A 14,559-nucleotide genomic window follows, 5' to 3' on the forward strand; every position below is an offset into this window, starting at 1 on the left:
CGTATTGTAGCGAGCGCGTTACAATCGTCCGAAACATTGAACGGATTTCCATGAACTTGTCCTTCGTGAAGCTGTTTTCGAAGCGCCCGGCTCGCGCATCGCGCGTGCCGCACGCCGTATCCGCCCGCCGGATGCTTGGCGCCGCCGCGCTCGCCGTCTGGGCGCTGGCCGCGGGGCCCGTGTACGCGCAGGGCCCGGGGCCGGATTCGGATGACAGCTCGGTCACGCTGCCCGACACGCTGGGCCCGACTTCGGCGGAAGATCAGAAGTCGCTGCCCGACGTGCCGTTGTCGAGCCAGATCGTCTTCCAGGTGCTGGCCGCCGAAGTCGCCCTGCAACGCGACCAGCCGGCGCCCGCCTATCAGACCTACCTCGCCCTCGCCCGCGACACGCACGACCCGCGCATGGCGCAGCGCGCCACTGAAATCGCGCTGGCTGCGCAAAGCCCGGCGGACGCGTTGGCTGCCGCGCAATTGTGGCAGCAGTATGCACCGAGTTCGGAGCGCGCCGCGCAAATCGACGCGTCGCTGCTCGTGCTGTCCGGCAAACCCGACGACGCCGCGCCGATTCTCGCCCGCGAACTGGCGAAGGTGCCCGCGGACAATCGCGGCAGCGCGATCCTCGCGCTGCAGTTGCTGCTCTCGCGCGGCCCAAACCGGGTCGGCGGGTTGCACGTGTTGCAGGATTTGCTGCAGAACGACATGAACCGGCCGGAAGCGCAGTTGGCCATCGCACGCCAGCAACTCGTGGCGGACGACGCGCCCGGCGCGCGCAAGTCGCTCGAACAGGCGCTGACGCTGAAGCCCGACTATTTGCCGGCGGCGCTGACGCTGTCGCAGATGGGCCCGGAAGAGCGCAAGGAAGGCATTGCGTCACTCGAGAAGTACGTGCAGCAGAATCCGAAGTCGCATGACGCGCGTCTTGCGCTCGCGCAGATGTATCTGGCGAGTGACCGGCTGGACGATGCACAGAAACAGTTCGAAATCATGCACAAGGCCAACGCGAACGACCTCACGCCGCTGATGGCGCTCGCGCTGATCAAGATCCAGCAGAAAAATTTCAACGACGCGCAGGCGTATTTGATCCAGTACGCGCAGCAGGCCGAAAAAACGCCGGGCGCCGATGCGGGCCAGGGGTACATCTACCTTGCGCAACTATCGCTCGAACAGAAGAACGAAGCGGCGGCGAGCGACTGGCTGAACAAGATCTCGCCGTCGAGCCAGCAATACGTGCCGGCGCAAATCACGCGCGCGCAATTGCTCGCCAAGCAGGGCAGGCCCGACGACGCGCGCAAGCTGCTGGCCAACCTGCAGGTATCCGATCCGCGCGACCTCGCGTTGATCGCGCGCACCGACGCCGCGGTCCTGTTCGACGCGAAGCGCTACCCGGAGGCGGAATCACGCCTGCAACAAGCCACCGCTGCCTTCCCCGACGACCCCGATCTCACCTACGACTACGCGATGGCCGCCGAAAAGAACGCCCATTACGACGTGATGGAGGCGCAGCTACGCAAGCTGATCCAGACGCAGCCGGACAATCCTCAGGCCTACAATGCGCTCGGCTATTCGCTGGCTGATCGCAATCAGCGCCTGCCGGAAGCGGACAAGCTGGTCGAGAAGGCGTCTTCACTGGCGCCGAACGACGCATTCATCATGGACAGCGTGGGCTGGGTCAAATACCGGATGGGCAATACGTCGGATGCGATCAAGCTGCTGCGCAAGGCATACAACCTCCAGCCGAACGCCGAGATCGGCGCGCATCTCGGCGAAGTGTTGTGGAAAAGCGGCGACCAGGAGCAGGCTCGTGCCGCCTTCCGCGACGCGCGCAAGCTCGAGCCGGACAACGACACGCTTGTCAAAACGCTGCAACGTCTCCAGGTAAACGATCTTTGATGCATCTTGCCCGTTTGATTTTCTCTCCCCGGGCGCCGCGCGGCGCGCTACTTGGATTCGCTGCGGCGGCGCTCGTCGTGTTGGCAGGCTGTGCATCGGTGAAACCGCAGGGGCCATCCACGTCGAATGCCGCAACCGCGGTCACCGCGCAAACGAGCCGCGCTTACCAGGGCCGTTTCGCAGTCCAATACAACGACCAGAACGGCCAGCAGCGTAACGCGTATGGCAACTTCTCGTGGCAGGAAACGGGCGACACGGTGACGCTGCAACTGCGCAATCCGCTCGGCCAGACGATGGCAATCGTCACGTCGTCGCCGGCTTCGGCTACGCTGGAGTTGCCCAACCGTCAGCCGCTCACCGCGGACAACGTGTCGACACTGATGCAGAATGCGCTCGGTTTCGCGCTGCCGGTGGAGGGGCTGCGTTACTGGCTGCAGCCTTCGCCGGCACCCACGTCACTCGCCAGAACCGAGAAGGATCCGGAGCAGCCGTCGCGTCTGAAGCAGATCACACAGGATGGCTGGACAATCGACTATCTCGCGTATGCCGATGCGCCGGCCACCGGCGTGAAGCGCCTCAACCTGAGCCGTGCGGAGCCGCCGCTCGACATCAAGCTCGTGCTGGATCAGTAACCCGCGTCTGTTCACGCAACCTTGCCGCCTGTTTTGCGCCACCTCGCGCATGGTGCCTCGACTCATGATTGAAACAACCGATTCGCTGCGCGATTGCCTCGCGCCAGCGAAACTCAACCTCTTCCTGCACATCACCGGCCGCCGGCCGGATGGCTATCACACGCTGCAAACCGTCTTCCAGCTGCTTGACTGGGGCGACACGCTGCACTTCACACGACGCGCCGACGGACTCATCACGCGCAGCACGGAGATCGCCGACGTGCCGCCGGAACACGATCTCACTGTGCGCGCTGCGACGCTGCTCAAGGCGCATTCCGGCTCGCCCGAGGGCGTCGATATCGAGATCGAGAAGCGCCTGCCGATGGGCGCCGGTCTCGGCGGTGGCAGCTCCGACGCGGCGACTACGCTGCTCGCGTTGAATCGCCTGTGGAAACTCGACTTGCCGCGTCTGGAATTGCAGGCGCTGGCATTGAAGCTCGGTGCGGACGTACCGTTTTTTGTTTTTGGAAAAAATGCGTTTGCCCAGGGTGTCGGAGAATCTTTAGACGTTGTACAATTGCCGCCGCGTCACTTCCTGGTAGTTACGCCGAGGGTTCAGGTTCCGACTGCAGCGATTTTTTCCGAAAAAGCGTTGACAAGAGATTCAAAGCCTCTCATAATTACGGACTTTCCTGCAGAACTTAGCTGCAACACTGAATGGCCGGAGAGTTTTGGCCGGAATGACATGCAGCAGGTTGTCGTAGGAAAGTACGCGGAAGTAGCGCAAGTGCTGCGATGGTTTGAAAACGTCGCGCCAGCGCGGATGTCCGGATCAGGTGCAAGTGTCTTTGCAGCGTTCCGTAGCAAAGCTGAAGCAGAAGCGGTGCAAGCCAAACTGCCAGGCGAATGGAACAGCGCAGTGGCCGCCGGTCTGGATCAACATCCACTCTTTACTTTCGCGTCATAAGTTTTGCATCGCCGAATGAAACTCCACGTTCGGCGGAGCTCGAAGTTAGTGTAGGGGAGTCGCCAAGCTGGTTAAGGCACCGGATTTTGATTCCGGCATGCAAAGGTTCGAATCCTTTCTCCCCTGCCAAAAATTCTCGCATTACCCCTCGCCCCCCAGCCTGAAGCAGGTGCATGATGAGCAGCCATGACGGCCTGATGGTTTTTACTGGCAACGCCAATCCCGCGCTTGCACAGGAAGTCGTCAATATTCTCGGTATTCCCCTCGGCAAGGCCATGGTCAGCCGTTTCTCGGATGGCGAAATCCAGGTCGAGATTCAGGAAAACGTGCGCGGCAAGGATGTCTTTGTCCTGCAATCCACGTGCGCACCGGCAAACGACAATCTGATGGAACTGATGATCATGGTCGATGCGCTCAAGCGCGCATCCGCTGGCCGGATCACCGCTGCCATCCCGTACTTCGGTTATGCCCGTCAAGATCGTCGCCCGCGTTCCGCGCGCGTCGCCATCTCGGCGAAGATCGTGGCGAACATGCTGGAAATCGCCGGCGTCGAGCGGATCATCACGATGGATCTGCACGCTGACCAGATTCAGGGCTTCTTCGATATCCCGGTCGACAACATCTATGCTACGCCTGTGCTGCTCGGCGATCTGCGCAAGCAGAACTACGAGAACCTGCTGGTCGTTTCGCCGGACGTCGGCGGCGTGGTGCGCGCCCGGGCATTGGCCAAGCAGCTCAATTGCGATCTCGCGATCATCGACAAGCGCCGCCCGAAGGCCAACGTTGCCGAAGTGATGAACATCATCGGTGAAGTCGAAGGCCGCACCTGCGTGATCATGGACGACATGGTCGACACCGCAGGCACGCTGTGCAAGGCGGCACAAGTTTTGAAGGAACGCGGCGCGAAGCAGGTGTTCGCTTACGCGACCCACCCGGTTCTGTCGGGCGGTGCCGGCGAGCGTATCGCCGCTTCCGCACTCGACGAACTCGTTGTCACGGACACGATCCCGCTCGGAGAAGAAGCCCGCTCGTGCGCAAAGATCCGTTCGTTGACCAGCGCCGGCCTGCTTGCCGAAACGTTCTCGCGGATCCGCCGCGGCGATTCGGTGATGTCGCTGTTTGCTGAAAGTTAAGTATTTGCGAAGGCGCGGTATATCGCACACGCGGTACGCTGCGCTTTTGCACAATCGGCATGAACGAACGAAGGTTCGTGCCGCAGCTCTGGGGCCTCAGCCATAACGGCTTGCAGGCCCCGTTTTTACTGCCTGGTCGCGGGCAGTGCATTGGAGATTCAACATGAAAGTAGTCGCTTTCGAGCGTTCTTTGCAAGGTACGGGTGCGAGCCGCCGCCTGCGTAACTCGGGCAAGACCCCGGGCATCGTATATGGCGCTGGTGCTGAAACGCAATTGGTCGAACTGGACCACAACGCGCTGTGGCACGCGCTGAAGAAAGAAGTTTTCCATTCGTCGATTCTCGACCTGGAAGTGGCAGGCAAGACGCAACAGGTTCTGCTGCGTGACGTGCAATACCACCCGTTCCGTCAGCTCGTGCTGCACGTGGACTTCCAGCGTGTCGACGCGACGAAGAAGCTGCACACCAAGGTGCCGCTGCACTTCATGAACCAGGAAACCAACCCGGCGGTGAAACTGTCGAGCGCGGTGATCTCGCACGTCGTCAATGACCTGGAAATCGAGTGCCTGCCGTCGGCGCTGCCGGAGTTCATCGAAGTCGACCTGGCGAAGATCGAAGCAGGTCAATCGGTTCACGCTAAAGACATCCCGCTGCCGGCAGGCGTGTCGCTGGTTGCTCACCTCGAAGCAGAAAACCCGGTGGTTGCATCTGCAACGATCCCGGCTGGCGCGATCGCTGAAGGCGAAGCCGCTGCTGAAGGCGAAACGCCGGCTGCTTAAGGGCCTGCCAGGTTTCGAGCAAGCAATCCTCTCGATCCGTTTTCAATGAAACGGTCGACGTGACCCGCCGAGGTTCTCCCCGGCGGGTTTTTTTTCGGTTTTTTTCGGCCCGGCTGCGTGCGCTGCGGGCTAGATGGACCTACTCAACATGATCAAGCTGATCGTCGGGCTCGGCAATCCGGGCGCCGAATACACCGCGACGCGCCACAATGCCGGCTTCTGGCTGGTCGATCAACTGGCGCGCGAAGCAGGTGCGACGCTGCGCGACGAGCGGCGCTTTCATGGCTTCTACGCGAAGGCCCGACTGCACGGCGAGGAAGTGCATCTGCTGGAACCGCAGACGTACATGAACCGCTCCGGGCAATCGGTCGTGGCGGTCGCGCAGTTCTTCAAGATTCTTCCCGACGAGATCCTGGCCGCGCACGATGAGCTCGACATGCCGCCAGGCAGCGTCAAGCTGAAACTCGGCGGCGGCAGCGGCGGCCACAATGGCCTGAAGGACATCACCGCGCATCTGTCGTCGCAGCAGTATTGGCGGCTGCGGATCGGCATTGGCCATCCGCGCGACCTGATCCCCGAAAGCGCACGCGCCGGCGCAAAGCCGGACGTCGCCAATTACGTGCTGAAGCCGCCGCGGCGGGAAGAGCAGGATGCGATCGACGCGTCCGTTGAACGCGCGCTTGCCGTGATGCCGCAAATCATCAAGGGCGAGCTCGAACGCGCGATGATGCAATTGCATCGCAATTCCTGATCCGCGCCGCCCGCAATAGCATCGCCGTATTGCCGCATCGCCATCACCATCGACAGGAGAGTCGCTTGAGCCGCTATTGGAGTGACATCGTTCACCGTCTGACGCCGTATGTGCCGGGCGAGCAGCCCGTGGCCGCGCATCCGGTGAAGCTGAACACCAACGAGAATCCCTATCCGCCGTCGCCGCGCGTGCTCGATGCGATCCGCCAGGAGCTGGGCGATGCGGGCGAGTCGCTGCGTCGCTATCCCGATCCCACGGCGCTCAAGCTGCGCGAAACGGTTGCTGCGTACCACGGCATTCGCGCCGATCAGGTGTTTGCAGGCAACGGCTCGGATGAAGTGCTGGCCCTCACGTTCCAGGCATTGCTGAAGCACGACGAACCCTTGCTGTTCCCGGACATCACGTACAGCTTTTATCCGACCTACGCGCGGCTCTTCGAAGTCGACTACCGGACCATCAGGCTCGACGAGAGCTTCGCCATCAACGTCGACGACTACGCGACGCCGAATGGCGGTGTGCTGTTTCCGAACCCGAACGCACCGACTGGCCGTCCTCTGCCGCTCGCCGACATCGAGCGGCTGGTGGCGCGCAACACCGGGTCGGTCGTCGTGATCGACGAGGCCTACGTGGATTTCGGCGCTGAATCGGCGATCGCGCTGATCGACCGCTATCCGAATCTGCTGGTGGTTCAAACGATGTCGAAGTCACGTTCGCTCGCCGGCATGCGCGTCGGCTTTGCGTTTGGCCATCCGCAACTGATCGACGCGCTGAACCGCGTGAAGGACAGCTTCAACTCCTATCCGCTCGACCGGCTGGCACAAGTCGCTGCCATCGCCGCCTATCAGGACGACGCGTGGTTTCGCGCCAGTTGCGCCAAGGTGATCGCGAGCCGCGAGCGGCTGGCTGCGGGATTGACCGCGCTTGGCTTCGAGGTGGTGCCGTCGGCGGCCAATCTGCTGTTCGCGCGCCATGAAGGCTACGACGCGGCGACGCTCGTGTTGCGGCTGCGGGAAAAGGAAATTTTCGTGCGCCATTTCAAGGCGCCGCGTATCGACCAGCATCTGCGGATCTCAGTCGGCACCGACGCCGAATGCGACATTCTGCTGGACGCGCTGCGCGACATCTTCAGCGCTTACGTCGGGTAATGCGGCGCGCGGCGCAACGCGTCGCGGCAAAATAAAACGGCGAGACCGCCATGGCCTCGCCGTTCATTCGCGCATCGAAGTTCACGCGCCTTTCGCGGCCTGCAGCGCGTGGTACTTCGCCATCAAACCTTCGGGCGTTTCGAGATGTTCCGGGTCGCGCGGGATGCATTCGACCGGGCACACCTGGATGCACTGCGGTTCGTCGAAATGGCCGACGCACTCGGTGCATTTCTTCGGGTCGATCACGTAGATTTCCGGGCCCATCGAAATCGCGTCGTTCGGGCACTCGGGCTCGCATACGTCGCAATTGATGCACTCGTCGGTAATCATCAAGGCCATACTTCTCTCACTTCACGCCGGCCGCAGCCGGCTTTGATCCGTCAAACCGACAGTTTACGCCTGTTACGGTTGCGCCGCCGAGGCGCCGTTGTTCGGATCCATCGCGGCCACCTTCTCGTGCAGCCATTTTTCGACCGACGGAAACACGAACTTGCTGACATCGCCGTGCAGCTGCGCGATTTCGCGCACGATCGTGCCCGAGATGAACTGGTACTGATCGGACGGCGTCATGAACATGGTTTCGACGTCGGGCAGCAAATAGCGGTTCATGCCCGCCATCTGGAACTCGTACTCGAAGTCCGACACGGCGCGCAGGCCACGCACGATGACCCGCGCGTTATTGCTGCGCACGAAGTCTTTCAGCAGCCCCTTGAAGCTCATCACGCGGACGTTCGGGTAGTGCCCTAGCACTTCGTGAGCAATGTCGAGGCGCTCTTCGAGCGTAAAGAACGGCTTCTTGTTGCGGCTGTCGGCGACGCCCACCACCAGCGTGTCGAAAATGCTCGACGCGCGCCGAACGAGGTCTTCGTGACCGCGCGTCAGCGGGTCGAACGTGCCCGGGTACACGGCGACTACCATGAGACTTCTCCTCTCTTCAGACAAAAGGGCACGTCAAAGCGTCCTGGCGACGCATTTGGCACCGACCGCGCACGTGACGGCCCACCGCCCGGCGCTTGTTTTAGAACGCGCATTATTCCTCATTTTCGCGCTGCAGCAAATGAAAGTGGACAGCGGCCGCTTTCCCTTGCCGGACGATTTCCCAGCCGGTCAGCGCTTCGTTGCCTTCCGGTTCGAGCGCCTCGCCAGTTTCCACATAAAGAAAACCACCAGTGCTGACGAGCGGCGCTGCAAGCGCAAGCGCCTTGGCGAGCAGGTCGTCGCCGAACGGTGGATCGAGGAACACGACGTCGAACGATCCTGGCGGCAGACTCGCGGCAAGCCGCAAACCGTCTGCTTCGGCGATTTCGATCATGCGCGCCGCCAGGCGCTCCTGATTCGCGCGCAACTGGGCGGCCGCGCGCGCGTTGCGCTCCACCATCAGCACCCGCGCCGCGCCGCGCGACGCCGCTTCGAAGCCCAGCCCGCCACTGCCGGCGAACAGGTCCAGACAGCGCTGGCCGTCCAGACGCTGACCGAGCCAGTTGAACAGGGTTTCGCGCACCCGATCGGGCGTAGGGCGCAAACCGTCGAGATCGAGCACGGGCAACGGCGTGCGCTTCCAGTCACCGCCGATGATCCGGATCGCGTGCGGCTTGCCGCCTTTGGATGAAGCGCGCTGAGCGCGTGAAGAGGCGGAATGAGGCATGCAGTTTCAATAACCAGATAAATGCGCCCGCCGTGTCGATGCATGCGGGCTGGAGCGCCAACGTTACCACAAGGGCGCCGTGCGTCTAGCCTGGCCGTTCGGCCGATACGACGGGCGGCGGCGCGCCTGATAAAATGTGCGGCTTCCAGCGCCTTGCATCCCGCATCGCAGCGCTGCGTGCCGCTCCCGCCGGTCCCGTACCGGATGCGCACAGCGGCGCGCCCTCACTACGCCAGATCATGTTCAGCTTTTTCAAACGATTCAAGGGTTCGAAAGAGTCCGATACCGCAGCCGATGAATCGCAGACCGCGCCGGAAGTCACGACGCCCGAACCGGCCGCTCGAGCACCGGCAGCGCCTGTCGCGCCTGCGGCCCCGAGTCCGGCGGCTCCAGTTCGCGCCGGCACGCCGCCAGCCGCGCCGTTGAAAATTCAGCCGGAGCCCGAGCCCGAACCGGAAGAATCCACACTCGAAACCGTCGAAATCGTCCCGCCGCCCATCCTCGATGCGAGCGCCAAGCGCTCGTGGCTGACGCGCCTGAAGACCGGTCTGTCGAAGACGAGTTCGAGCCTGACCGGCATTTTCGTCGGCACGAAGATCGACGAGGATCTGTACGAAGAGCTCGAAACCGCGCTGCTGATGTCGGACGCGGGCGTCGAGGCGACCGAGTTCCTGCTCGAATCGCTGCGCGAAAAAGTGCGCAACGACCGCCTCACCGACCCGCAGCAGGTCAAGGGCGCACTGCGCACGCTGCTGGTCGATCTGCTCAAGCCGCTGGAAAAGTCGCTGATGCTCGGTCGCGCGCAGCCGCTCGTGATGATGATCGCCGGCGTCAACGGCGCGGGCAAAACCACCAGCATCGGCAAGCTCGCCAAGCATCTGCAAAGTTTCGATCAATCGGTGCTGCTGGCCGCGGGCGACACGTTCCGCGCCGCCGCTCGCGAGCAGCTGGCCGTCTGGGGCCAGCGCAACAACGTGACCGTGGTGGCACAGGAGAGCGGCGACCCGGCGGCAGTGATCTTCGACGCGGTCGGCGCCGCGCGCGCGCGCAAGATCAACGTGATGATGGCGGACACGGCCGGCCGCCTGCCGACCCAGCTGCATCTGATGGAAGAGCTGCGCAAGGTGAAGCGCGTGATCGGCAAGGCGCAAGACGGCGCGCCGCACGAGGTGCTGCTGGTGATCGATGCGAACACTGGCCAGAACGCCCTCACGCAAGTGAAGGCGTTTGACGATGCGTTAGGCCTCACCGGCCTCGTCGTCACCAAGCTCGACGGCACCGCGAAGGGCGGCATTCTCGCCGCGATTGCGCGGCAGCGTCCGATTCCGGTGTACTTCATCGGCGTCGGCGAGAAGGTTGAGGACCTGCAGCCGTTCAGCGCGGAAGAATTTTCGGACGCGTTGCTGGGCGGCTGAACGCCGGCGCGACGTTTGTCGCGCGCACCACGCAAAAGGGGCACTCCGCGGAGTGCCCCTTTGCTATTCAACCCATCATTCAGCCCGTCATTCAGAGCGTCACTCAGAACGCCAGGCGAACCGCCGCGTCATTCCGCATCGGGCTGCACACCGGGCGCCGCATGGGCAAACGCGTCGAGCTGCATCGCGTGATCGTAGATGCGCTGGATCGTCGGAAACTTCGCCGTGTCGACCTTGAAGCGCTGCGCGTTGAACACCTGCGGGATCAGGCACGCGTCGGCAAACGTCGGCGTATCGCCGAAACACAGCTTGCCGGTACGGGCGGAACCGGCCAGATGGGCTTCGAGCGTCGTGAAGCCCGCTTCGACCCAATGCCGATACCAGCTGTCTTTCGCGTCGTCGTCGACACACAACGTGTGCTTCAGATACCTCAGCACGCGCAGGTTATTCAGCGGATGAATCTCGCACGCAACCTGCAATGCCACCGACCGTACATACGCGCGGTCGGCCGGCGCCTTGGGCAACAGCGGTGGCTCGGGATGCGTCTCCTCCAGATACTCGATGATCGCGAGCGACTGCGGTATCGCCTCGTTGCCGTCGACGAGAGTCGGCACGATGCCATCCACGTTGATCTTGCGGTACTCGGGTTTCAACTGCTCGCCGCCGCCGCGCACGAGGTGAACCGGCACGTAGTCATACGGCAGGTTCTTCAGGTTCAGCGCAATGCGCACGCGATATGACGCCGAACTGCGGAAATAGCTGTAGAGCTTCATGTTGTCCGTCGCCTCCCACTCACCGCCCATCAAACGACACGCACGGCCAACTCGCCGAGTCCATCCACGCCGCCCTTCATCAGGTCGCCCCGCACCACCGCGCCGACGCCTTCCGGCGTGCCGGTGAAAATCAGATCGCCGGGTTGCAGCTCGAACAGCGTCGACAGATAGGCCACTGTCTCGGCCACCGACCAGATCAGCTGCGACACGTCCGAGCTTTGCTTGCGCTCGCCATTCACCGACAACCAGATCGCGCCGTTGCCGACATGGCCCACCGTCGCCGCAGGATGAATCGGGCCGAGCGGAGCCGAATGATCGAAGCCTTTCGCGGTATCCCATGGACGCCCCATCTTCTTCGCTTCGGCCTGCAGGTCGCGGCGCGTCATGTCGAGACCGAGCGCGTAGCCGTAGACGTGGTCGAGCGCGCTCGCAGCGGGAATGTCCTTGCCGCCCTTGCCGATCGCGGCCACCAGTTCCATTTCGAAGTGAACGTTGCTGGACTGTGACGGATACGGAAATTCGCCAGTCGCGCCGGGCGCGACGTACAGTACAGCATCGGCCGGCTTGGTGAAGAAGAACGGCGGCTCGCGGTCGGGATCGTGGCCCATCTCGCGTGCGTGCGCCTCGTAGTTGCGCCCCACACAGTAGATGCGGCGCACCGCGAACTGCTCGCTGGACCCTGCGACCGGCACCGCCACTTGCGGTGCCGGTGCAAATACGTAGCTCATGCCGTTCTCCGTTTTCTTGATATGTGCCGCGTGCGCGGCGATAAAGCGTCGAGTGTAACGCGCGGCAAAGCGCGCTGCGCGCCAGTCTGGCAGACGCGCGCCACGCCGGCGCCGCAGGCGCGCCTCTGGGGTATCGTCTCGCGCGATCGCCATAGGTGCGATACTCACACTGAATAGCGTCCTTGAATAGCGTGGCGACCGCTGCATCGCGGCACGCCACCACGTCCCCTAGCTCCTGATGACCGACTCCGCCACCGACACCCCCTTCCCCTGCGCCCGCTTCATCAAGGAAATCGGCCGCGGCCCGAACGGCGCCCGCGCGCTGACCGCCGACGATACGCGCACGCTGTACACCGCCATGCTCGACGGCCGCGTAGGCGAGCTCGAACTCGGCGCGATACTGCTCGCCTATCGCGTGAAGGGCGAAACCGCCGACGAACTCGCCGCGATGCTGGCCAGCGCGCATGCGTCTTTCGAACCCGTCCAGTTGGCACACGGCGCCTTCCGGCCGGTGTCGATCCCCACCTACAACGGCGCGCGCAAACAGCCGAACCTGGTGCCGCTGCTGGCCCTGCTGCTGGCGCGCGAAGGCGTGCCGGTGCTGGTGCACGGCATCACCGAAGATCCCGGCCGCGTGACCAGCGCTGAAATCTTCACGCATCTGCGGATTGCACACGCGGGCTCGCACGCCGAGATCGAAGACAGTCTCGCCGAGCACCGTCTCGCCTTCGCACCGATCGACGTGCTCGCCCCGCAGCTCGCGCACCTGCTGGCGCTGCGCCGACGCATGGGCGTGCGCAATTCGACGCATACGCTCGTGAAGATCCTGCAGCCGTTCGCGCCCGCCGGATTGCGCCTCGTGAACTACACGCACCCACCTTATCGCGATAGCCTGACGCAGCTGTTCAATACGCATCCGGACGCAGCCGCGGGTGGCGCACTGCTCGCGCGTGGCACCGAAGGCGAACCGGTGGCGGACACGCGGCGCCAGGTGCAGATCGACTGGCTGCACGACGGCGTGTGCGAAACGCGCGTGCCGCATCAGCGCTCGTCGCCCGACGCGCCGGAAGTCGACTTGCCCGAAGCGCGCGACGCCGCGACCACGGCCGCGTGGATCGGCGCTGTGCTGCGCGGCGAAGCGCCGGTGCCAAGCGCGATCGAACGGCAGGTCGAACTGATCGTGGATGTCGCGAAAACGCCAGTGTGACGCGCGCCGCGCGAACTACCCTGGCGCTCCCGCAGCAGCGGCTGTCGCACGAAACGTGACGGCCGCGGGTTGACACGCCGCTTCGTGCCGTCATACATTAGCCGGATGCGTTCCCTTCCGAACACCCTCCGAATTATCTCCGGCCGCCTGGCGCGGCCCCTATCGCTACGCCTGGCGTAAGTCACGCTAGTCACGCGTAGCGCCGCGCGGGGCAGTTCAGCAGTTTCCGTTTCACCCCCAATCGTCGCTTTTCACAACCAGTAGTCGTTTGCATTCGTCCGCTTTACCGAGCGCACGATTCGCGAGGGTCAAATGCACGTTGCCTGGGCATCATTCACGTCTGCTTGCGTCGTCACCATGACGCTGTTCGTTCGTGCCCGCTCGTTGTTGCCGCTAGCCATCGGCTGGCGGACCGTGCACCCGTGGCAGTCCGCCACCCGCTTGACGCCACATCCCTTCGCATACGACATCACGAACGAGGCACCTCATGTTGCGCAATCCCGCCGAGAAATACCGTCCCTTCCCCGCTGTGCGCCTGACCGGCCGCAAATGGCCGAGTCGCACGATCAACCAGGCACCGGTCTGGATGAGCACCGATCTGCGTGACGGCAACCAGGCGTTGATCGAACCAATGAACGCCGCCCAGAAGCTCGAATTCTTCGAGATGCTGGTCCGCATCGGCTTCAAGGAGATCGAGGTCGGTTTTCCGTCGGCCTCGCAAACCGACTTCGATTTCGTCCGCAAGCTGATCGAAGAACAACGCATTCCCGATGACGTGACGATCGAGGTCTTCGTGCCGTCGCGCGCAGACCTGATCGCGCGCACGTTCGACGCGCTCGAAGGCGCGCCGCGCGCAATCGTGCACCTGTACAACGCGATCTGTCCGTCGTTTCGCCGGATCGTCTTCAATCAGTCGAAGGCCGGGGTCAAGGCGCTGGCGGTGGACGGCACGCGCATCATCAAGGAGCACGCGCAAGCACGGCCCGGCACGCACTGGACCTTCCAGTACTCGCCCGAGACCTTCAACACGACCGGGCTGCCGTTCGCCCGCGAAGTGTGCGACGCCGTCGCGCAGACATGGCGGCCCACGCGCGAGCACAAGATGATCGTCAATCTGCCGGCGAGCGTCGAGGCGGCGACGCCGAACGTGTTCGCCGACCAGATCGAATGGATGGACCGCAATCTCAGCTATCGCGACAGTATCGTGCTGTCGGTGCATCCGCATAACGATCGCGGCACCGCGCTGGCCGCGGCTGAACTGGCGCTGCTGGCGGGCGCGGACCGCGTCGAAGGATGTCTGTTCGGCAATGGAGAGCGCACCGGCAATGTGGATCTCGTCGCGCTCGCGATGAATCTCGACGCGCAAGGCGTCGACAGCGGGCTCGATTTCGCCGATATCGCGGCGATCCGGCGCGTTGTGGAGCGCTGCAATCAGATCCAGGTGCATCCGAGGCATCCGTACGCGGGCGATGCAGCGATGCGAATGGCCGGCGCGGCTCGCCGGGCAGACGTCG

Annotated in this window: 14 protein-coding genes, 1 tRNA gene and 1 pseudogene; 11 read left to right on the forward strand and 5 right to left on the reverse strand. The window is 63.4% G+C overall.

The features are described 5' to 3' along the window. Window positions 1-50 precede the first annotated feature (50 nt). From BN2475_RS04815 to hisC, 8 genes are all read left to right on the forward strand, one after another. Complete coding sequence (locus BN2475_RS04815; RefSeq protein ID WP_094778429.1) at window positions 51-1,892, forward strand: tetratricopeptide repeat protein; 1,842 nt, start codon at window positions 51-53, stop codon at window positions 1,890-1,892. Then, complete coding sequence (lolB, locus tag BN2475_RS04820; RefSeq protein ID WP_094778430.1) at window positions 1,892-2,524, forward strand: lipoprotein insertase outer membrane protein LolB; 633 nt, start codon at window positions 1,892-1,894, stop codon at window positions 2,522-2,524. Before BN2475_RS04815 ends, lolB begins: the two co-directional genes overlap by 1 nt. 64 nt (window positions 2,525-2,588) lie before the next feature. Then, window positions 2,589-3,470, forward strand: coding sequence for a 4-(cytidine 5'-diphospho)-2-C-methyl-D-erythritol kinase (gene ispE, locus BN2475_RS04825; protein ID WP_094778431.1), 882 nt, complete (start codon window positions 2,589-2,591; stop codon window positions 3,468-3,470). 52 nt (window positions 3,471-3,522) lie between these two features. After that, window positions 3,523-3,599, forward strand: a tRNA-Gln gene (locus BN2475_RS04830). A gap of 47 nt (window positions 3,600-3,646) precedes the next feature. Then, on the forward strand, window positions 3,647-4,603 hold the full coding sequence (locus BN2475_RS04835) for a ribose-phosphate pyrophosphokinase (RefSeq protein WP_074285517.1): 957 nt from the start codon (window positions 3,647-3,649) through the stop codon (window positions 4,601-4,603). Between the two features lie 163 nt (window positions 4,604-4,766). Beyond that, on the forward strand, window positions 4,767-5,381 hold the full coding sequence (locus BN2475_RS04840; RefSeq protein ID WP_094778432.1) for a 50S ribosomal protein L25/general stress protein Ctc: 615 nt from the start codon (window positions 4,767-4,769) through the stop codon (window positions 5,379-5,381). Between the two features lie 148 nt (window positions 5,382-5,529). Further along, complete coding sequence (gene pth, locus BN2475_RS04845) at window positions 5,530-6,132, forward strand: aminoacyl-tRNA hydrolase (protein ID WP_094778549.1); 603 nt, start codon at window positions 5,530-5,532, stop codon at window positions 6,130-6,132. A gap of 65 nt (window positions 6,133-6,197) precedes the next feature. Continuing rightward, window positions 6,198-7,277 carry a histidinol-phosphate transaminase gene (gene hisC / locus BN2475_RS04850; RefSeq protein WP_094778433.1) on the forward strand — a complete coding sequence of 360 codons (1,080 nt, stop codon included), beginning with the start codon at window positions 6,198-6,200 and terminating at the stop codon, window positions 7,275-7,277. Window positions 7,278-7,358: 81 nt separating this feature from the next. Here hisC and BN2475_RS04855 read toward each other — a convergent pair whose 3' ends face one another. From BN2475_RS04855 to rsmD, 3 genes are all read right to left on the reverse strand, one after another. Next, complete coding sequence (locus BN2475_RS04855) at window positions 7,359-7,616, reverse strand: YfhL family 4Fe-4S dicluster ferredoxin (protein ID WP_064266587.1); 258 nt, start codon at window positions 7,614-7,616, stop codon at window positions 7,359-7,361. Between the two features lie 63 nt (window positions 7,617-7,679). Further along, window positions 7,680-8,195: a pantetheine-phosphate adenylyltransferase gene (gene coaD, locus BN2475_RS04860; RefSeq protein ID WP_094778434.1), complete on the reverse strand. Its 516-nt coding sequence runs from the start codon at window positions 8,193-8,195 to the stop codon at window positions 7,680-7,682. A gap of 112 nt (window positions 8,196-8,307) precedes the next feature. Continuing rightward, window positions 8,308-8,922, reverse strand: coding sequence for a 16S rRNA (guanine(966)-N(2))-methyltransferase RsmD (gene rsmD, locus BN2475_RS04865; RefSeq protein WP_094778435.1), 615 nt, complete (start codon window positions 8,920-8,922; stop codon window positions 8,308-8,310). Window positions 8,923-9,161: 239 nt separating this feature from the next. On the opposite strand from rsmD, the gene ftsY reads away from it, so the two are divergent. After that, a complete protein-coding gene (gene ftsY, locus BN2475_RS04870; RefSeq protein WP_094778550.1) occupies window positions 9,162-10,337 on the forward strand; it encodes a signal recognition particle-docking protein FtsY in 1,176 nt (391 codons plus the stop codon). 128 nt (window positions 10,338-10,465) lie between these two features. On the opposite strand, the gene maiA is transcribed toward ftsY, so the two are convergent. Continuing rightward, entirely contained in the window at window positions 10,466-11,110 is a 645-nt protein-coding gene (maiA, locus tag BN2475_RS04875; RefSeq protein WP_094778551.1) for a maleylacetoacetate isomerase, read from the reverse strand. 29 nt (window positions 11,111-11,139) lie between these two features. Then, window positions 11,140-11,838, reverse strand: a complete 699-nt coding sequence (locus BN2475_RS04880; RefSeq protein WP_094778552.1) for a fumarylacetoacetate hydrolase family protein — start codon at window positions 11,836-11,838, stop codon at window positions 11,140-11,142. 238 nt (window positions 11,839-12,076) lie between these two features. Here BN2475_RS04880 and ybiB point away from each other — a divergent pair, with 238 nt between their 5' ends. After that, window positions 12,077-13,045, forward strand: coding sequence for a DNA-binding protein YbiB (ybiB, locus tag BN2475_RS04885; RefSeq protein ID WP_094778436.1), 969 nt, complete (start codon window positions 12,077-12,079; stop codon window positions 13,043-13,045). A 487-nt stretch (window positions 13,046-13,532) separates the two neighbouring features. Then, a pseudogene (locus tag BN2475_RS04890) lies at window positions 13,533-14,516 on the forward strand (2-isopropylmalate synthase); the annotation flags it as partial. Window positions 14,517-14,559 lie beyond the last annotated feature (43 nt).

The organism is Paraburkholderia ribeironis (assembly GCF_900019265.1).
Taxonomy (GTDB): Bacteria; Pseudomonadota; Gammaproteobacteria; order Burkholderiales; family Burkholderiaceae; genus Paraburkholderia; species Paraburkholderia ribeironis.